22 protein-coding genes and 1 pseudogene are annotated in these 17776 nt (G+C 45.7%); 20 read left to right on the forward strand and 3 right to left on the reverse strand.

What is annotated here, in order from left to right:
• The 6 genes and pseudogenes from ldh to B4F99_RS00880 form a co-directional block, all read left to right on the forward strand.
• Positions 1 to 599, forward strand: a pseudogene (gene ldh, locus B4F99_RS00855) (L-lactate dehydrogenase); the annotation flags it as partial.
• A gap of 255 nt (positions 600 to 854) precedes the next feature.
• Positions 855 to 1346: a GNAT family N-acetyltransferase gene (locus B4F99_RS00860; protein WP_290754792.1), complete on the forward strand. Its 492-nt coding sequence runs from the start codon at positions 855 to 857 to the stop codon at positions 1344 to 1346.
• A gap of 185 nt (positions 1347 to 1531) precedes the next feature.
• A complete protein-coding gene (locus B4F99_RS00865; RefSeq protein WP_290754794.1) occupies positions 1532 to 2569 on the forward strand; it encodes a M42 family metallopeptidase in 1038 nt (345 codons plus the stop codon).
• A complete protein-coding gene (locus B4F99_RS00870) occupies positions 2553 to 2756 on the forward strand; it encodes a YqgQ family protein (protein WP_035409139.1) in 204 nt (67 codons plus the stop codon). Before B4F99_RS00865 ends, B4F99_RS00870 begins: the two co-directional genes overlap by 17 nt.
• Positions 2757 to 2839: 83 nt before the next feature.
• Complete coding sequence (locus tag B4F99_RS00875) at positions 2840 to 3790, forward strand: ROK family glucokinase (RefSeq protein ID WP_214854902.1); 951 nt, start codon at positions 2840 to 2842, stop codon at positions 3788 to 3790.
• Positions 3791 to 4006: 216 nt separating this feature from the next.
• Positions 4007 to 5932, forward strand: a complete 1926-nt coding sequence (locus B4F99_RS00880; protein ID WP_035409136.1) for an LTA synthase family protein — start codon at positions 4007 to 4009, stop codon at positions 5930 to 5932.
• 105 nt (positions 5933 to 6037) lie between these two features.
• Here the strand turns inward: B4F99_RS00880 and B4F99_RS00885 are convergent, their stop codons facing one another.
• A complete protein-coding gene (locus B4F99_RS00885) occupies positions 6038 to 6217 on the reverse strand; it encodes a DUF2759 domain-containing protein (protein WP_035409134.1) in 180 nt (59 codons plus the stop codon).
• Between the two features lie 168 nt (positions 6218 to 6385).
• On the opposite strand from B4F99_RS00885, the gene B4F99_RS00890 reads away from it, so the two are divergent.
• Entirely contained in the window at positions 6386 to 7003 is a 618-nt protein-coding gene (locus tag B4F99_RS00890; RefSeq protein ID WP_290754797.1) for an MBL fold metallo-hydrolase, read from the forward strand.
• 43 nt (positions 7004 to 7046) lie between these two features.
• Here the strand turns inward: B4F99_RS00890 and B4F99_RS00895 are convergent, their stop codons facing one another.
• Positions 7047 to 7310, reverse strand: coding sequence for a DUF2626 family protein (locus B4F99_RS00895; RefSeq protein ID WP_023467555.1), 264 nt, complete (start codon positions 7308 to 7310; stop codon positions 7047 to 7049).
• Between the two features lie 224 nt (positions 7311 to 7534).
• Between B4F99_RS00895 and B4F99_RS00900 the strand changes: the two genes are divergently transcribed.
• The 12 genes from B4F99_RS00900 to gcvPB all read left to right on the forward strand — a co-directional run bounded on the left by B4F99_RS00900 (position 7535) and on the right by gcvPB (position 16339).
• Positions 7535 to 7921, forward strand: a complete 387-nt coding sequence (locus B4F99_RS00900; protein ID WP_214854906.1) for a Spx/MgsR family RNA polymerase-binding regulatory protein — start codon at positions 7535 to 7537, stop codon at positions 7919 to 7921.
• Between the two features lie 62 nt (positions 7922 to 7983).
• Positions 7984 to 8826, forward strand: coding sequence for an ATPase, T2SS/T4P/T4SS family (locus tag B4F99_RS00905; protein WP_056060197.1), 843 nt, complete (start codon positions 7984 to 7986; stop codon positions 8824 to 8826).
• Between the two features lie 14 nt (positions 8827 to 8840).
• Positions 8841 to 9782 (forward strand): type II secretion system F family protein, encoded by a 942-nt coding sequence (locus tag B4F99_RS00910; protein WP_290754799.1) that lies wholly within the window; start codon positions 8841 to 8843, stop codon positions 9780 to 9782.
• A 17-nt stretch (positions 9783 to 9799) separates the two neighbouring features.
• Positions 9800 to 10111 carry a competence type IV pilus major pilin ComGC gene (locus B4F99_RS00915; RefSeq protein ID WP_023467559.1) on the forward strand — a complete coding sequence of 104 codons (312 nt, stop codon included), beginning with the start codon at positions 9800 to 9802 and terminating at the stop codon, positions 10109 to 10111.
• On the forward strand, positions 10080 to 10541 hold the full coding sequence (locus B4F99_RS00920) for a prepilin-type N-terminal cleavage/methylation domain-containing protein (RefSeq protein WP_290754801.1): 462 nt from the start codon (positions 10080 to 10082) through the stop codon (positions 10539 to 10541). The genes B4F99_RS00915 and B4F99_RS00920 overlap by 32 nt, the downstream gene beginning before the upstream one ends.
• Before the next feature lie 5 nt (positions 10542 to 10546).
• Positions 10547 to 10906, forward strand: a complete 360-nt coding sequence (locus B4F99_RS00925; RefSeq protein WP_290754803.1) for a type II secretion system protein — start codon at positions 10547 to 10549, stop codon at positions 10904 to 10906.
• A 282-nt stretch (positions 10907 to 11188) separates the two neighbouring features.
• On the forward strand, positions 11189 to 11461 hold the full coding sequence (locus B4F99_RS00930) for a hypothetical protein (protein ID WP_251137904.1): 273 nt from the start codon (positions 11189 to 11191) through the stop codon (positions 11459 to 11461).
• Complete coding sequence (locus tag B4F99_RS00935) at positions 11454 to 11939, forward strand: shikimate kinase (protein WP_214855055.1); 486 nt, start codon at positions 11454 to 11456, stop codon at positions 11937 to 11939. Before B4F99_RS00930 ends, B4F99_RS00935 begins: the two co-directional genes overlap by 8 nt.
• Positions 11936 to 12250 carry a hypothetical protein gene (locus B4F99_RS00940; protein ID WP_214855057.1) on the forward strand — a complete coding sequence of 105 codons (315 nt, stop codon included), beginning with the start codon at positions 11936 to 11938 and terminating at the stop codon, positions 12248 to 12250. The genes B4F99_RS00935 and B4F99_RS00940 overlap by 4 nt, the downstream gene beginning before the upstream one ends.
• Positions 12251 to 12434: 184 nt before the next feature.
• Positions 12435 to 13517, forward strand: a complete 1083-nt coding sequence (gene gcvT, locus B4F99_RS00945) for a glycine cleavage system aminomethyltransferase GcvT (RefSeq protein WP_214855059.1) — start codon at positions 12435 to 12437, stop codon at positions 13515 to 13517.
• 13 nt (positions 13518 to 13530) lie between these two features.
• Positions 13531 to 14877: an aminomethyl-transferring glycine dehydrogenase subunit GcvPA gene (gene gcvPA / locus B4F99_RS00950; RefSeq protein WP_290754808.1), complete on the forward strand. Its 1347-nt coding sequence runs from the start codon at positions 13531 to 13533 to the stop codon at positions 14875 to 14877.
• Entirely contained in the window at positions 14870 to 16339 is a 1470-nt protein-coding gene (gene gcvPB / locus B4F99_RS00955) for an aminomethyl-transferring glycine dehydrogenase subunit GcvPB (RefSeq protein ID WP_290754810.1), read from the forward strand. The genes gcvPA and gcvPB overlap by 8 nt, the downstream gene beginning before the upstream one ends.
• Positions 16340 to 16405: 66 nt before the next feature.
• On the opposite strand, the gene B4F99_RS00960 is transcribed toward gcvPB, so the two are convergent.
• Complete coding sequence (locus tag B4F99_RS00960; RefSeq protein WP_023467569.1) at positions 16406 to 16786, reverse strand: rhodanese-like domain-containing protein; 381 nt, start codon at positions 16784 to 16786, stop codon at positions 16406 to 16408.
• A 138-nt stretch (positions 16787 to 16924) separates the two neighbouring features.
• On the opposite strand from B4F99_RS00960, the gene B4F99_RS00965 reads away from it, so the two are divergent.
• A complete protein-coding gene (locus B4F99_RS00965; RefSeq protein ID WP_074668436.1) occupies positions 16925 to 17755 on the forward strand; it encodes a lipoate--protein ligase family protein in 831 nt (276 codons plus the stop codon).
• Positions 17756 to 17776 lie beyond the last annotated feature (21 nt).

Genomic DNA, 17776 nt, shown 5'->3' on the forward strand with positions numbered 1-17776 from the left:
TCGTCGTGGCTTCCAATCCTGTCGATATCATGGCACATCTGGCTTGGAAGTATTCCGGTCTTCCAAAATCACGCGTATTTGGATCAGGAACGGTACTCGACACAGCACGTCTGCGTCAAATGCTTGGAGAATACTTTCACATCGATTCTCGCAATGCCCATGCCTACATTCTTGGAGAACATGGAGATACGGAATTCGCTGCCTGGAGTAATAGCCGTATTTACGGAAAAACGATTGATGAACTGCTTGCTGAGGACAATCGTTATTCTCAAGCAGACCTTGATCAAATCTATATCAACGTTCGGGATGCTGCCTACCATATCATCGAACGTAAAGGAGCAACTTATTATGCGATTGGACTTGGACTTGTTCGAATCGTGCGTGCCATCCTTGGGAACGAGAACTGTTTGTTGACGGTCGGGGCATATGTGGATGGGCAGTACGGGATTTCCGGCATTCACATCGGAGTACCGGCGATCATCAATCGTCAAGGTGTGCGGGAAATCATTGAAGTCGCGTTGACGGAAGAAGAAATGAAGAAGTTTCATCATTCTGCTGATGTATTGCGTCAGACGCTCGAACCTGTCTTGCAAGGTTAACGGCGCGAAGCATGACGAAAACCTCATAAATAGAGAGCTTAAAAACTCAAATGGTGATCCTGTATCTTAGTGTCCACCTTTGAGTTTTTGTTATGAGAAAAAAGAAGAGGCAAACATCACTACTGTATTTAAGTGAAATTAAAGAGAAAAAATCTAGGTTTTATTTTACTAGAAAAAGGTTAAGTAAGAGATAGAAGCGTTTTTCCGTTATTTTTTGTACGTCATGAAACCCAAAAAAGGAGAGAATCGACAGTCATGTATACTTTTCGAAAATTAACTAAAGAGGATGCAGAACAATACTGGAATCTACGCCTTGAGGGATTAAAGAATCATCCAGATGCTTTCGGTCATTCGTTTGACGATGAACAGCAAACCCCGCTCCGCGAAGTACGAGAAGGTCTAGAAGGAGAACCCGACTCCGATGAGATTTGGCTCGGTATGTTCGACGGCGATGTATTGTTTGGGTTTGGTCAGGTCAAGCCATACGAACTGTCACGTGAGTCGCACAAAGCGATGATTTCCGGAGTATATGTTTCGCCTGAATATCGTGGAGGGACCGGTCGTGCTCTAATGGAGGCCTTGATCGACGAGGCGAAGAAGTTACCAGACGTTGAGCAAGTCATTCTTGCCGTATTGTCAGGAAATGAAGCAGCGCAAAGTCTTTACGAATCGCTCGGCTTTGAAGTATATGCCGAAGATCCAGACTCTGTAAAATNNAAAATTAGAAGACGGCACATACCGCGATGATATTTGGATGAAAAAATACGTCTAAGTTCATTATATGGTGTGGACAAAAAGCTGTAGCAAAAAAGTGCTACAGCTTTTTCGCGTAGTGCATATAGGATATCAGTACCGACAAAGAATGAATATTTGTTATCATGAAAACAAAGCGGATAGTACGGTGTAGTCCGATTGAAAGGGAGCGAATGAACATGAAAGAAGTCATACGTACGATTGAAGAGCTGGTCTCGATTCCAAGTCCGACAGGTTCGACGAAAGAAGCGATTACATATGTAGAAAAGCGTTTGGTTGCAGACGGGATCACGTATCGCAAACTTGAAAAGGGAGCGATCTTAGCGACTTTGCCTGGCGCTTCAAACCGAACACGATTGCTGACGGCACACGTCGATACGTTAGGTGCAATGGTAAAAGAGATTTTGCCAACGGGGCGACTCAGTTTATCACAGTTAGGTGGGTATGCTTGGACAGCGATCGAAGGAGAGAACTGTCTCATTCATAAGATGGACGGTCAAACGATTTCCGGTACGATTGTTTTCCATCATTCAAGTGTCCATACGTCACGCGAGACGAATAAAACGGAACGGTCCGCTGATAATATCGAAGTCCGACTTGATATTCGTTCGACGACAGCAGAAGAGACGCGGGTCGCGGGGATTGAAGTAGGAGACGTCGTGACGTTTGATCCGCGTTTCCTCTATACGGAAACTGGGTTTGTGAAATCGCGCCATCTCGATGATAAAGCATCGGTTGCTTTGTTGCTCGAATTGATTAAAGAATGGAAAACCATCGACCTGCCACACACGGTCCAGATCCTGATTTCAAATTACGAAGAGGTTGGGTTCGGTGGAAATGCTGGATTCACGGAAGAAGTCGCAGAATATATCGCGGTCGACATGGGTGCGTTAGGAGATGGTCAGCACTCTGACGAATTCACGGTCTCGATTTGTGCAAAAGACGGTTCCGGTCCGTATGACTTAGGGTTACGTCATCAGCTAACACGTCTAGCACAACGCAATAGTATCCCATATAAAGTTGATATTTATCCGTTCTATAGTTCGGACGCTTCGGCAGCAGTGCGTGCGGGCCATGATGTTCGACACGGACTATTTGGTCCGGGGATTGAATCGAGCCATTCTTACGAGCGAACACATGAGACGTCATTACAAGCGACCTATGATTTGCTACATGCGTATGTAAAGGAGCCGATGGTCGATGAAGACACTGTATGATGTACAACAGTTACTTAAGACGTACGGAACATTCATCTATCTAGGAGATCGAGCATCAGATATTGCGATGATGATGCTCGAACTTGATGAATTGCAAGAAGCAGGCGTTTTAGAGCAACGTCAGTATGATTCAGCAAAACTCATCTTACGACATGAGTTAAAACGTTCACAATCCGATAATGTTTAAGGTTGCGCAACCCTTTGCGCAATACGAGTGTGTCCGTTAAAATGAACAAGTAGACATTATATGAGCATAGGGGAGACAGAGCAATGAAATGGTTACTCGGCATTGATATCGGTGGAACGACAGTGAAGATGGCAATTTTGGATTTACAAGGCATCATCGTGGAAAAATGGGAGATTGAGACGGTGATCCTGAATGATGGGGCACAAATTCCAGGAGATATTGCAAAATCATTCTTTGAGAAGTGTCAAGAAAGCGATAAACGACCAGAGGATTTCGTCGGAGCGGGAATCGGCGCGCCGGGATTCATCGACTTCAATACAGGTGTCGTCGAAAAGGCGGTCAACATCGGTTGGCATAATTTTGAACTCGTCGGTGAATTCGAACGTTTGACAGGTTTACCGGCAGTACTTGAAAATGATGCAAATGCAGCAGCGATCGGTGAGATGTGGAAAGGTGCCGGTAGTGGCGCAACAGAATTACTCGCTGTCACACTTGGTACGGGTGTTGGTGGTGGTCTAATCACGAACGGACAAATCGTTCACGGTACGGTCGGAATGGCAGGAGAAATCGGTCATATCACGATGTTGCCTGAAGGTGGCGTCCTATGTGGATGTGGACGTAAAGGATGCCTTGAGACGATTGCTTCAGCAACGGGTATCGCCCGTCTTGGTCTTGAGAAACGTAAAGGACAAGAAACACTACTGAATGACATTAAAGCAGTGACAGCGAAAGATGTATTTGAAGCATATGAGAAAGGCGATCGTATCGCAACGGATGTCGTAGAGGAAGTGACGTTCCACCTCGGACTTGCGATTTCGAATCTAGCAAATAGTATCAATCCGGAAATCATCGTCATCGGTGGTGGTGTCTCGAAAGCAGGTGAAACACTGCTTGCACCACTACGTCAGCAATTTGAACGGTTTGCGTTACCCCGTGTCTTTGGATCAACGACGTTCAAGATCGCTGAACTCGGAAACGATGCTGGAGTCATCGGCTGTGCATGGCTTGCTAAGCAAATGTTCTTGAAAAAATGATAATATTCAATTTCAATGAAAGGTTCGCTCCGGCGAATCTTTTTTTTGTTTACAAACGTATAGTAATTGTGTGATTGTTAAGTATCTTCCGGATTCCGGTTGCATTTTTGTAAAACTAAGCGTAAAATTTTCACGTGATATGGGTATATGTACATTATGATGTAAGTTGTGTGAACTGAAAGCAGAAAGCACATGTAAATTAGGAGGCAGGTTTTTATGCAGCAAGACGCAAACATCTGGTCGCGAATGCGCCTAAAGATGGGTCAAGGCGTTCGCAGTACTTATAAAGAGCATAAGCTTTTTTGGATTGCGACCTTATTGATTTGGTTAAAAACGTATTTAGCGTATACACTTTTCTTCAACGTTCCCGTAACGAACTCCGCGCAAGCATTCATTCTACTAATTAATCCTATTAGTTCAGCGCTCTTCATGTTTGGATTTAGCTTCTTCTTCCGAGGAAATGTTCAAAAATGGTTCATTTACGGTACACTGTTCGTCGCAACCATCATTTTATATGCGGACATCATTTTTTTCCGCTTCTTTAATGATTACTTGACGTTGCCAGTATTGTTCCAAACTTCGAATGCGGAGACGGTTTCAGCTTCACTCGCATCGCTTTTAAGTTGGGCTGATTTACTGATCGTCGGCGATTTGATCATCTTACCATTTTTCTTACGGAAAATGGATATGTCTAAAAACGTCGCGTCACGTGGACGCGCGATTCTTGCATTCGTCGCAGCAGTCGTCGTCTTCCTTGGAAACTTGACGCTTGCTGAGACAGAACGTCCAGAATTATTGACACGTGCCTTTGACCGGGAATTACTCGTTAAGAACATCGGAACATTTAACTTCCATATGTATGACGCACTCATCCAGTCGAAGACATCTGCGCAAAAAGCACTTGCGGATAGCTCTGAGTTATCAGAAGTCCAAAACTTCATCGATTCGAAGCATGCTGCAGCCAATCCGGCGATGTTCGGCAAGTATAAAGGTAAGAACGTCATCGTCATCTCGTTTGAGTCAGCTCAATCATTTGCCGTTGGTTTAAAAGCACCAAACGGTCAAGAAATTACACCGAACTTGAATAAATTGATCAAGGAATCCCATTCATGGGATAACTTCTATCACAACACAGGACAAGGGAAAACGTCAGATGCTGAGTTCATTCTTGAGAATTCGATCTATCCACTTGGTCGTGGATCTGCATTCTTTACGAACGGAGAGAACGAATTCCGTGCAACACCTGAGATGTTGAAAGAAGATGGCTATTACTCAGCTGTTTTCCATGCGAATAACAAGTCATTCTGGAACCGGGACATCGTCTACAACAGTTTCGGCGTAGATCGTTTCTTCTCGGAGACGGATTATGATTTAGGGGATCCGGCAGATTTGACGGAGTGGGGCTTACTCGATGACAAGTTCTTTGAACAGTCACTTCCGATGTTAAAAGATTTACCACGTCCGTTTTATTCGAAATTCATTACGTTAACGAACCACTATCCATTTGAGATGCCAAAACCAGAAGATGAACTCGTACCACCGCTAGAAACGAGTTCTACGACACTGAACCACTACGTTCAGGCGCTAGCGTATCAAGATATGGCACTCGGTAAGTTCATCGAAGGTCTCAAAAAAGATGGTACGTGGGATGATACGATCTTCATGGTATACGGTGACCATTACGGTATTTCAACAAACCATAATGCTGCGATGGCAGAACTCATGAACAAAGATGAGTTGACTCCATATGATGTTGCGCAACTGCAACGTGTACCGTTCGTCATTCATTTACCGGGTCAAACGAAAGGTGTCAAACACGAAAATGTTGCGAGTCAAATCGATATCAAACCAACATTGCTTCACCTGTTAGGTCATGATTTCAAGAATGAGATCTTGTTCGGTACCGATCTCTTCTCAAAACAACATAAAGACTATGCGTTGTTCCGTGACGGTTCTGTCGTAACAGATAAGACGGTCTACACGCAAGAAACATGTTATGACCGTAAGACAGGAGAAGAAGTGAAGGACGGGGAACAAGCGGAAATGTGTAAACAATCTACGAAACAATCTGAGAAAGAATTAGGACTCTCAGATAAAGTCATCTATGGCGACTTGCTACGTTTCCTTCAAACTTCAAAATAAGTAAGATAATACTGAGAGTAGGTCTACGTTCTAGTAGGTCTACTCTTTTTATAAAATAACAAAAAAGAGAGATGCTCGAGGCACCTCTCTTTTAGCGTACTCTGATTACGATGGAATACCGCCGTAAATCAATGTCGCAATCCCAAACCAGCCGAATAAGACGACAGTTAGGGCCGCGAATACGAGTGGAAACATTTGGCGTTTCTTAAGTGAACGAACGACGGCCCAAACACCGACGAGTGCGACGAAGAAGAAAAGCCAACCGATTGGTTGATCCAAATGCATGACGTACTCCCCCTTAAACAATCACATTATGAATTTCACGAAGATTTCACTTAAATCTCACTTTTTAGTTTATCCGACTCTCGGGATAAAGTCGAGAGGGCGTTGCAGGAACTTTCGACAATTTCGTGTATAGTAGGGGAAGAGTCTATTGAAAAGGGGTTTTATAGAATGGAAATCGTCATGATCACTTCTGGTATGGCATCTGAGAATGGCTACTTGTTATTTAAGGACAAGGAGTGTCTCGTCATTGATCCAGGAACAGAAGATATGCGTTTTTTCGATGAAATTGAAAGTCGAGGAGCAACCTTAAAAGGAATCCTTTTGACCCATGCTCACTTTGACCACATTGGTGGTGTGGATATGTTACGACGCTTCACGGAAGCTCCTGTCTACGTTCATGCGGAAGAGGCAGGCTGGCTTGGTAATCCAGAATGGAATGGTTCGGCAAAATTCGGCATGCCGCCAATGCGCATGAAGCCAGCCGATCATCTGTTACAACCAGGACGATTGGCAATCGGTAACTTTTCAATGCATGTACTTGAGACGCCAGGACACTCACCAGGAAGTATGACGTTCTATTTCAAGGGAGAACGAATCGCATTCGGTGGGGATCTCCTATTCCAACAAGGCGTCGGACGAACGGATCTTTATGGTGGGAATCAAGACGTATTGATGCGTTCGCTTGATCGACTCATTGCGGAACTACCAGCAGACACGACAGTCTATCCGGGTCACGGTCCAAATACGACGATTCGACAAGAGATGAAAACCAATCCGTTTCTATAAGCAAAAAAAACTCGCCATCCAAGAGGATGACGAGTTTTTTTCATTACATCTGGAAGTTCGACCAGTACGTAAAGACGATGAAAAATACAGTTAAGTAAGCTCCAAAGATATAGACATACGTTTTTTCAGTTAAACGCAAGTAACCAAGCGCTGCAAAAAAGACAGTTTGTGCCAAGAAGACGAAGCCCATGACTAAAAATGAATCCGTATGCTCACTTGAGCTTGCATCGCCACCCAATGCGCCGATAAATGCCATGACTGCGATGATACCAGTCCAGAAACCGAGTACGCGGTACATTCTCCCCATTCCTATAACCCCCTAAATCCGACAGATAGTCAATATACGTACTTATTTTACCAAGCAAACAATCATTCGTCTATCCTGTTCTAGTGATTGTTAAGGAATAACTGTGAACAAAAGATGAAGTTTCAAAAAAAGTTGTACAATAGTTGTACAAAAGGTGTACAAAGTCAAAATGTCGTGCTATAGTAACTGTAATGAAACCCCACACTTTGAGAGGAGGAGCAAAAATGGCGAATGAGTTAGTCTTTTTCACATATCCAAGCTGTACATCATGTCGTAAAACGAAATCATGGTTAAAAGAGGAACATGTTGATGTAGAGGAACGTCATCTGTTCAGAAATGCTCCAACAGTTGATGAACTCATGGAACTGTTAAAATTATCGACAGACGGGATTGAAAGTTTGCTCGCAACACGCAGTCAAGCCTTCAAAGATCTCGGCATTGATATTGAAGACATGAAACTCAGTGAGTTATTACGCCTCATGAGTGATAACCCGAAATTGTTACGCCGCCCAATCATCACTGATGGAAAACAACTCGTTATTGGGTATGATAAACCGGGTCTTGAGACATTAGCGAAGCGTAAACATCGGACAATGGCACACGTATCGTAAAGAAGCCGGTTTGGTCGGCTTCTTTTTTTTGTGTATTGTTTGCTGTAGGGAGGTGAGTAGAAATGAAGGAATGGACGACACAACTCATGGAACGATTCGAAGCACTCGGTGCAACAGATGTTCATTTCGTTCCGAACGAGACTCGCGTCCGAATCGTTTGTCGAACGAGCGATGGGCTGTGTGAACAAGATGACGTAGAACTGACACGTTACCGGACGCTTGTCAGCCATATTCGCTATGAGGCGAACTTAAAGGAACAAAATGAACGAATTCCGCAAAGTGGCTTGTATCCACATGGGAAAAAGGGAATGCGTGTCTCGTTGTTACCGAGTCGACAAGGGGATGCGATGTCGTGGCGTTTTTATCGTTCGACAGTCTCTCGAGAAACGGCTTTACAAACGTTACATGATCAATTGGACTTCGCATGGTTAGCTGAACAACGACATGGGTGTATCGTCATTTCCGGATCGACAGGTGCAGGAAAGACGACGATGTTATATTCCTTGATGAGTGCAATGGAAGAAAAACGAATCATCTCGATTGAAGATCCGGTGGAATGTACGGTACCAAACGTCTTACAACTGGAACTAAATGAAAAAGCAGGCTTCACTGCTACGCGATGTTTTGAGGAAATACTGCGAGCGGATCCAGATTGGATTGCTTTTGGTGAGGTGCGGACAAGGGAGGCAGCACGTTTGACGATGAATGCCGCCCTTAGTGGTCACGTCGTGTTGTTCACGCTACACGCTGGTAGTATTGATGAAGCGCGATTACGATTGCGCAGTTTAGGTATCGAAGAGTCAGAGCTAGCTGTCTGTCAACGCATCATTCATCTCGAGCGAAAAGGAGAGGATGTCCGCTGTACCGTCAGAAACTTACAAGCCGCGATCAAAGTCGGTTCTTAAAACGATATCATCGCTTGTTATCAAAAGGAATTTCCGCGAAAGAGACACTACTCATTTTAAAACGATTCGAGCGTCATCCGTTCTCGGAAGTGGTCGGAGAAATGGAGCAACGTCTTGAAAAAGGAGACTCCTTTGCAGCATCCCTTGAACCGCTTGCGTTAACGAATACCTTAAAACGACTTCTTTTTGTTGGAGAAAGGACAGAGCGACCATTGCTTGTTCTTCGCCAAATCGTAAAACTGCTCGACCTCGAAACAGAAATGCGATCGAAGTTTTGGAAGATGATCCGATATCCGCTTGTTCTAGCGACCAGTCTATTCCTGCTGTTCTTCTTTTACGCCCTCTACGTATTTCCATCTCTCCTCGAGATGTCGGACCCGAAAACTCTCCCCTCATTTCTTCATCTTCTTCTTCACCCCTCTGCGAAATATATGCTCGCAAGTATTCCCGTTATTTTGTTAACCTCCGGTTACTTCTTCTTTCGCTTCTTTCCATTAAACCGTATTTTACGACTGAAACCGCTACAGCGTTTGATTCGTCTCTACTACAGCTATTTATTCACGATCGAAGTAGGATCATTTATCGATGCTGGCTTTTCGCTCGAAGAGACCTTTCGCCATCTAGAGCAAGGACAAGCGAATAAAAAAGGGCATCTCTATGCTCGTCTACATGCTAAACAACAGGCAGGGGAACCACTTGCAGAAGCGCTTGGCGAAGATGAGATCATCGAAGCCGAGACGATTGGAATCGTCCATTTAGCGCGAGAAAGTGGAGATCTTGGACCGTTATTGCTTGAACAAGCGACACTCTTGCATGAGTCGATGGAAGAGGAACTAGAGAAAAAGTTGTTATGGATCGAGCCGATTTTGTACGGCGGATTGACGATCATGACGGGAACATTGTTTCTCATCTTGTATTATCCGATTCAGCTAGCGATACAGCAGCTTCCATTCTAAACAGAGGAGACGATACGATGAAACAATTCTTAAAAAGACAGGACGGATTCACCTTACTGGAGATGGCAGCCGTCTTATTGATCATTTCGTTATTACTGCTCGTTTTGATTCCAACGATGACAAGTGGAAAGGACCAGGCGAAAGGTGTGAGTTGTGAGGCGAACATTCGAGTCATTCGGTCAGAAGTAAACCTTTACTATGCCAAAGAGAAGAAGTATCCAGAATCACTTCAGACGATCAATCGCGGAACAGCTGATAAACCGAATGCCCTCGTCTGTGATCAGGAGACGTATACGTATGATCCGAAGACTGGCGAACTTACGAAGTGAACAAGGATTTACCTTATTTGAGATGACGGCGGTACTGACAATCATTGCTTGTTTACTTGTTTTGTTATTACCGGCACTGTTTGAAAAACGACCGGACTGGATTCCGCTTGAACAAGAGGTTCGTCTAATGGAACAAGATATTCAGACGCTTCGGCTCATGCAGTACTCAAAGCAAGATCAATCATTGATGCAGTTTCGATTTCGAGGAGACGGGACAGGATACCTTGTTCTTGCGGATGACCGGCTGTTATGGCAACGAACGTTCCAGAATGGGCATACATGTGCCGTTCCCCCGTCAAACCGCATCATCTACTTTAAGAGTTATCACTCGATTTATGCAGCGACGTGGTCTTGCCGTTCGGCAACAGCCGAGTATGAAATTAAATTCTTACTTGGGAACTATCAAATGGCAATCCGTAAAGTGAGGTGAGAAGTATGCAGGACAAACGACAAGCGGGTTTCTCTTTGCTCGAAGTGATTCTCTCTATCGTTGCGATGGGTGTCTTCGTGATGCTAGCGATCGATCCTTATCTCGATTTACGAACGAAACAAATCAACTGGGAACAAGAGACGAAACAGCTTGAGCAGATGGCGACGGATCAAGTTGAAAACCGAACAGTGTCCTATGTTCTGAAGCAAGGAGCGTGGTGCAATGAAACGACATGTCTTGCGAGCGGAATCCGGAATGACCCTCCTCGAACTATCGTTCGTCCTGTGGATCAGTCCGTTGCTCCTGTTGGCGATTTTGACGCTGACACCACTCGTTCACCCACCAGAAGTCAATCGAATGAATGAAGAACTGTTCTTTCATACCGTAGAACGGCTCATGTGGCGGAGTACGATGTGTGAACGCGTTGGAGATGAGATTCGCGGAATGGACGTTAATCCGGGAGAGACGGCTGAAAAATGGCGTCTCGTCCGTGTGCAAGATCAACTACGCCTCAAAAAAGAACAAGGAGGTGAACTGACATACGCTCGCGATGTCAAACATTACACTGTGACAAGCACTGCCGAGATCCTTTCAATTCAGTTGAACGACAGCAAACGTTCCTTCCGATGCGTCAAGACGGATTCATCTTGATTCAAACGTTACTGTTACTTCTAGGAATGGGAGTCGTGCTCTTGATTTCTTGTCAGCAAATTGACGAAGAAATGCGCCATCATCAGTTGGAACAAGAAGCACTACAACTCGAATCTCTCATCCGCGCGGCAAAAGCAGATTGTACGAAGGATGAGACCCTCCGCTATCCAATCGGGCAAGTCAGCTGTACAGTGACCGATAAAGGCTTTAAAATGGAAGCGAGATTAGAGAATGGTCAAAGAATCGAGGCGGTCGTTACACATGAGTAAGGTTTATTTGATTGGCTTTATGGGAACTGGTAAATCAGCCGTCGGACATCGATTACGTGGACGATACACGGTCGACGAATTGGATGAACACTTCGAACAGAAACATGGACAAACGATTCCTTCTTTTTTTGCTGAGCATGGCGAAGCAGGATTTCGTACACACGAGAGCGAATTGTTGAGGAACAGCAAAGCGGAGGTAGTCGTCACAGGTGGTGGAATCGTCGAACGAGAAGAGAACCGACTGTTCATGAAAAAGGCAGGGACAGTCATTTGGATTGATACGCCATTTGATGTCATCTGGAAACGGATTGCTTCTGACTCGAATCGTCCACTCGTGACAGAACGGGAACAGGTGAAGCATTTATTCGATCGTCGCTATTCTTTGTATGCTGGAGTTGCCACTGTTCGCATTGAAGGAACGACATCAATCGAAGAGTTGGTTCATGCGATTGAAACTGTATTGGAGGAAAAGTCATGATTTGGATTACGTTAGGTATTATTTTATTGTCCATCGTAGGACTTGTGTTGTTCGGATTCATTCTTTACAAGAAGAAGCTATCTCAGGATATTCAACAATTAAAGCAATTGATGGAGCGCTTTACGATTCGTCAGCAAACCTTGCAGACGAACATTGATCATACGACGCAGCGAATCGATCAAATCAAAGGAAATATCAATCGAATCACTGAAGAAGGAAATCGTGTGAAGCAAGGAACAAGCCAATTGGTGACGGAAGGTCGTCGACTCCAGGAGGAAATCAAACGAACTGCCGGAATCAAACAATTTTGAAATGGCTTTCATGGGAAGAATATGAAACAATAGGAGAGAAGGGACAGGGTCCTTTCTCTCTTTTTCGTATGTTCCTTTTTCCGAATAATACTAGATAATTATGATTTAAATTGGTAAGATAAATTTGAAAATGGAACATTAATGAGAAGAGAGAGTGAAAACGTTCGTTAATAGGGGGATTTGTATGAGTCAGACGACATTGAAAAGAACACCATTATTCGAAACGGTTTCGAAAACCGGTAAGATGGTGGATTTTGCGGGGTTTGAAATGCCAGTTTTGTTTTCCTCGATTAAAGAAGAACACGTTGCAGTAAGAGAGAACGTCGGCATGTTCGATGTCTCGCACATGGGTGAACTGTTCGTCAGCGGACCGGATGCTCTGACATTTTTACAAGCCACGTTATCAAATGATATTTCAAAGATTGCGGTGGGGCAAGCGCAATATAACGTCTTATGCCAAGAAGACGGTGGAACAGTGGATGATTTACTCGTCTATCGTTTAGCAGAAACGGATTATCTTCTCGTTGTCAATGCTTCGAACATTGAAAAAGACGAACAACATTTACGCCACTATCTAACAGGGGACGTCACGCTTGAGAATCAATCGGAACAATATGGTCAAATTGCAGTCCAAGGACCACGGGCGGAAGCCATCCTTTCCGGTATGACACCACTTGCTTTATCGGAGATCGGATTTTTCAAGTTCCAACGAGGGACGATTGCAGGAGTGGAAATGATCGTCTCACGTAGTGGGTACACAGGGGAAGATGGATTCGAACTCTACATGGCAGCTGGTGACGCACCTGCTGTCTGGCAAGCATTGCTTGATCAAGGTGTCGTACCATGCGGGCTTGGGGCACGTGACACATTACGTTTTGAGGCATGTCTTCCGCTGTATGGACATGAATTATCAGCAACGATTTCACCCATCGAAGCCGGAATGGGTTTTGCGGTCAAACCACAAGTCAAATCGTTCGTTGGTTCGGAAGTCTTGTTACAACAGAAAGAACAAGGTGCACCGAGACGATTGATTGGTCTTGAACTACTTGATAAAGGGATTGCGCGTCAAGATGCACCGGTTTGGCATGACGGAGAAGTCGTAGGTGTCGTGACGACGGGTACGTTACCGCCGACAGTCGGAAAAGCAATCGCTTGGGCGCTCGTTCCTTCTGAAGTGGCGGAGAAAGAAGAATTTGAAGTAGAAGTACGCGGAAAACGTCTAGCAGCGAAACGAACAGCGACACCGTTTTATCGTCGCACGAAATAAGGGGGATATTTCTATGGATTTTCGTTATTTACCAATGACAACAGAAGATGAGCAGGCGATGTTACAGACAATCGGTGCAGCATCGATTGAAGATTTACTCGCTGATATCCCGGCATCCGTCCGTGATAACGGTACATTGGAAAAAGTCGGTGTACCACTTCCGGAAACGGATTTGATTCGGACACTCTCGAAGCTTGCCGACCAAAACATGAATACGAAACAATATCCATCGTTCCTTGGCGCTGGCATCTATGATCATTATGCACCTGCTGTCGTCAACCATATGTTGCTGCGCTCAGAGTTTTACACTGCCTATACACCGTATCAGCCAGAAATTTCGCAAGGTGAACTACAAGCGATTTTTGAATTCCAATCGATGATTTGTGAATTGACAGGGATGGACGTCGCGAACTCGTCAATGTATGACGGTATTACGGCGTTAGCGGAAGCGGCCATGCTTGCGTGTTCCCATACGAAGAAAAAGACGATCGTTCTTTCAGATGGCGTTCACCCGGAAGCACACGATGTCGTCCAGACGTATGCGAATGGTCCAGGATTAAACGTCGAGACGTTGTCGCTTGAGCATGGTGTCACACGGATCGATCAACTCGATGCCATCGAAGACGTTGCCTGTGTCATCGTGCAGTATCCGAACTTCTACGGTCGTGTCGAAGAACTACAAGCATTGGCCGATGCGACACATGCACGTGGTGCGCTCTTCATCGTTTCTGCGAACCCACTGGCACTCGGTATCTTAGAAGCACCAGGTAAACTTGGCGCCGACATTACGATCGGAGACTGCCAACCGTTCGGAATTCCACAAAGTTTTGGAGGACCGACATGTGGTTATTTTACGACGACAAAAGCATTAATGCGTAAGATTCCGGGACGTCTCGTTGGGCAGACCGTCGATGAGAATGGGAAACGCGGTTTCGTTCTGACGTTACAAGCACGTGAACAACACATTCGCCGTGACAAAGCGACATCTAACATCTGTTCGAACCAAGCGTTGAATGCACTCGCTGCTTCGATCGCGATGAGCGCACTCGGAAAACGGGGAATCCGAGAACTCGCGACACGCAACTTGCAAACGGCGTATGCATTAAAGCAAAAGCTGAAACAAGCTGGCTTGACGATCGTTGACGATGGACCGAGTTTCAATGAATTCGTTGTTACATTACCAATCGACGCGACACAAGCGAGTCAACAATTGCTCGAGCACGGAATCATCGGGGGTTTACCGTTAGGTGCTTATGACGCGGCGCGTCAAAATGAGATGCTCGTCTGTGCAACGGAATTACGGACGAATGAAGAGTTGGATCAATTCGTGACAGCATTAGGGGGACTCACACATGAATGAGCAAACATTGATCTTTGAAATTTCCAAACCGGGTCGTATCGCCTATAGCTTGCCGCTTCCGACTGTCGATGAGGTGGCAGTAGAAGAATTGTTACCAGAGTCGATGTTACGGAAGGGAGACGTGGCGCTACCGGAAGTGTCTGAACTTGATCTCGTTCGTCACTACACGGCGCTTTCGAACCGTAATCATGGTGTGGATTCTGGATTCTATCCACTTGGTTCATGTACAATGAAATCCAATCCAAAAATCAATGAAGATATGGCGCGCCTTCCTGGGTTTGCACACATTCATCCTCTTCAACCAGTCGAAAGTGTTCAAGGTGCACTCGGTTTGATGTATGATCTGCAAGAAAAACTTGCGGTCATCACAGGAATGGATGAAGTGACGCTTCAGCCAGCTGCGGGGGCACATGGTGAATGGACAGGTTTGATGCTGATTAAGGCATATCATCATGCGCGTGGTGATTTCAAGCGGACGAAGGTTCTCGTTCCAGACTCCGCGCACGGAACGAATCCGGCATCGGCATCTGTCGCTGGTTTCGATACCGTGACGGTCTTATCGGATGAACGTGGTCTTGTTGATTTAGCGGACTTAAAGAAAAAAGTCGGTGACGATACAGCGGCACTCATGTTGACGAATCCGAACACGCTTGGTTTATTCGAGTCGGATATCGTCGAAATCGCACAAGCGGTTCATGAAGCAGGCGGAAAGCTGTACTATGATGGTGCGAACTCGAATGCGATCATGGGCATCGCTCGTCCAGGGGACATGGGCTTTGATGTCGTCCACTTGAACTTGCATAAGACGTTCACAGGACCACACGGTGGTGGCGGACCAGGATCGGGTCCAGTAGGTGTCAAACAAGATTTGATTCCATACTTGCCAAAACCAATCGTCCGAAAAGAAGAAGAGCGTTATGTCCTCGACTACGATCGCCCGGAAGCAATCGGTCGCGTCAAACCATTCTACGGTAACTTCGGCATCAACGTTCGTGCGTATAGTTATATTCGGACAATGGGTGGCGCAGGACTTGCTCGCGTTTCAAAAGAAGCGGTCTTGAATGCGAACTATATGTTGGCTCGTCTCAAAGGTGCGTATGACGCGCCATACGACGTCTATTGCAAGCACGAATTCGTCTTGTCGGGTAAACGTCAAAAAGCACTAGGTGTCCGGACGCTTGACATCGCTAAACGTCTGCTTGACTTTGGATACCATCCACCAACGATCTACTTCCCGTTGAACGTCGAGGAGTGTATCATGATCGAACCGACGGAAACAGAGTCGAAAGAAACACTCGATGCCTTCTGTGATGCGATGCTCCAGATTGCAAAAGAGGTCGAAGAGACACCGGATGTCGTCTTGAACGCACCACACACGACGGTCGTCAAACGGATGGACGAGACACTTGCTGCTCGAAAACCCGTCTTACGCTACGAACCAAAACAAGAAGTACACGCATAAGCTGTTTCATAAAAAAGAGGACCTCTCCGACGAAGGAGAGATCCTCTTTTTGCGATGAACGAAGCATTAGCTCCGTTTGATTTTTCCTGACCACTGCTTGAATCCGCCTTTTAACTGATACAGATTCGTATAGCCTGCTTTTTTCAAGACTTTTGCAGCCTGTGAAGAACGCATGCTACCTTGACAATACAAGTAAATCGGCATGTCTTTTCGTAATTCCTTCGAGCGCATCTTCATTTGGCTGACCGGGATGTTACGGGCACCTACGATGTGTCCACCTTTGAATTCCTGTGTCTCGCGAACATCGACGATTTGTGCTTTACGGTAGTTCGCACGGAATTCTTCTTGCGACAATTTCGTGATGCCTTTGACCGGCATGAAACGCCAAGCGATGTAGGCGATCAGCGCGACCCATAATACGATCGTAATGATAGTTCCAGTTTCCATATTCGACTTCCAACCCCTTCGTTCGTTTAACCTCTGTTTCATTATAGTCAACGAAATCGATTTCGGCAATCGACTCGTGATTGCGCGACCGAGAATGGGTTTGATACACTAAGACGGAAACGTTTTGGGGGTGCTCAAGTGAACAGAGAGTGGCAAGTGTTGACGACGCCGGCGATGGAGCCGGCAATGAACATGGCAATCGATGAAGCATTGATTCAGTTCGTCGGGCGGGGGGAGATCGCACCGACGCTTCGATTTTACTCATGGGAACCACGTGGATTAAGTGTTGGTCATTTTCAACGGGCAACCCGTGATATCGATCGAAAGCGGATTGCAGAGCTCGGGATTCCGATCGTGCGTCGGATGACAGGAGGACGCGCTGTTTTGCATGCGGACGAGTTGACATACAGTGTCGTCATCCCGGAAGATACAGAAGGTTTACCACGCACGGTCATCGAAAGTTATCGGATGTTGACGGAAGGGATTCGCAAAGGATATCATCACCTCGGCATTCCGGTCGAATTTTCCGTTCCGTTGACGGAAGAGGAAAAAGAAGAATTACGGAAGCCGAAATCAGCCGTCTGTTTTGATGCAGCATCGTATTATGAACTCGCTGTCGGAAAACGGAAAGTCGCAGGAAGTGCACAAGTCCGCCATCAAGGCGTTGTCTTACAGCACGGTTCGGTCCCACTCTCTGTCGATGAAGGTGAATTGTTTGATTGTTTCTTGTATGATGATGAGTCGACGCGCGAGCGGATGAAAGCGCGTTTTTCAGGAAAAGCTGTCGCTTTGAATGAGCTAGCAGGTCGCGCTGTCGCATTTGACGAGGTACGAGAAGCGTTCACGAAAGGCTTCGAAGAGGCGCTTGATTTGTCGTTCGTTCCGTTGACATTCACGAGTGAGCAGTGGCAGGAGATTGAGCGTCTTGCCGAGAAATACCGTAGTGATGAGTGGAACTGGAAACGCTAATGAATGAAATGGGAAGGTGAT

The sequence above is a fragment of the Exiguobacterium sp. UBA3491 genome, from assembly GCF_002377745.1.
Lineage (GTDB): Bacteria > Bacillota > Bacilli > Exiguobacteriales > Exiguobacteriaceae > Exiguobacterium_A.

Coding starts and splice junctions, on each gene's coding strand:
- B4F99_RS00900 (WP_214854906.1), top strand. CDS start 7,535: ATGGCGAATGAGTTAGTCTTTTTCACATATCCAAGCTGTACATCATGT.
- B4F99_RS00865 (WP_290754794.1), top strand. CDS start 1,532: ATGAAAGAAGTCATACGTACGATTGAAGAGCTGGTCTCGATTCCAAGT.
- B4F99_RS00920 (WP_290754801.1), top strand. CDS start 10,080: ATGATCCGAAGACTGGCGAACTTACGAAGTGAACAAGGATTTACCTTA.
- B4F99_RS00895 (WP_023467555.1), bottom strand. CDS start 7,310: ATGGGGAGAATGTACCGCGTACTCGGTTTCTGGACTGGTATCATCGCA.
- B4F99_RS00880 (WP_035409136.1), top strand. CDS start 4,007: ATGCAGCAAGACGCAAACATCTGGTCGCGAATGCGCCTAAAGATGGGT.
- B4F99_RS00940 (WP_214855057.1), top strand. CDS start 11,936: ATGATTTGGATTACGTTAGGTATTATTTTATTGTCCATCGTAGGACTT.
- B4F99_RS00890 (WP_290754797.1), top strand. CDS start 6,386: ATGGAAATCGTCATGATCACTTCTGGTATGGCATCTGAGAATGGCTAC.
- gcvPA (WP_290754808.1), top strand. CDS start 13,531: ATGGATTTTCGTTATTTACCAATGACAACAGAAGATGAGCAGGCGATG.
- B4F99_RS00915 (WP_023467559.1), top strand. CDS start 9,800: ATGAAACAATTCTTAAAAAGACAGGACGGATTCACCTTACTGGAGATG.
- B4F99_RS00905 (WP_056060197.1), top strand. CDS start 7,984: ATGAAGGAATGGACGACACAACTCATGGAACGATTCGAAGCACTCGGT.
- gcvT (WP_214855059.1), top strand. CDS start 12,435: ATGAGTCAGACGACATTGAAAAGAACACCATTATTCGAAACGGTTTCG.
- B4F99_RS00885 (WP_035409134.1), bottom strand. CDS start 6,217: ATGCATTTGGATCAACCAATCGGTTGGCTTTTCTTCTTCGTCGCACTC.
- B4F99_RS00960 (WP_023467569.1), bottom strand. CDS start 16,786: ATGGAAACTGGAACTATCATTACGATCGTATTATGGGTCGCGCTGATC.
- B4F99_RS00925 (WP_290754803.1), top strand. CDS start 10,547: ATGCAGGACAAACGACAAGCGGGTTTCTCTTTGCTCGAAGTGATTCTC.
- gcvPB (WP_290754810.1), top strand. CDS start 14,870: ATGAATGAGCAAACATTGATCTTTGAAATTTCCAAACCGGGTCGTATC.
- B4F99_RS00935 (WP_214855055.1), top strand. CDS start 11,454: ATGAGTAAGGTTTATTTGATTGGCTTTATGGGAACTGGTAAATCAGCC.
- B4F99_RS00875 (WP_214854902.1), top strand. CDS start 2,840: ATGAAATGGTTACTCGGCATTGATATCGGTGGAACGACAGTGAAGATG.
- B4F99_RS00870 (WP_035409139.1), top strand. CDS start 2,553: ATGAAGACACTGTATGATGTACAACAGTTACTTAAGACGTACGGAACA.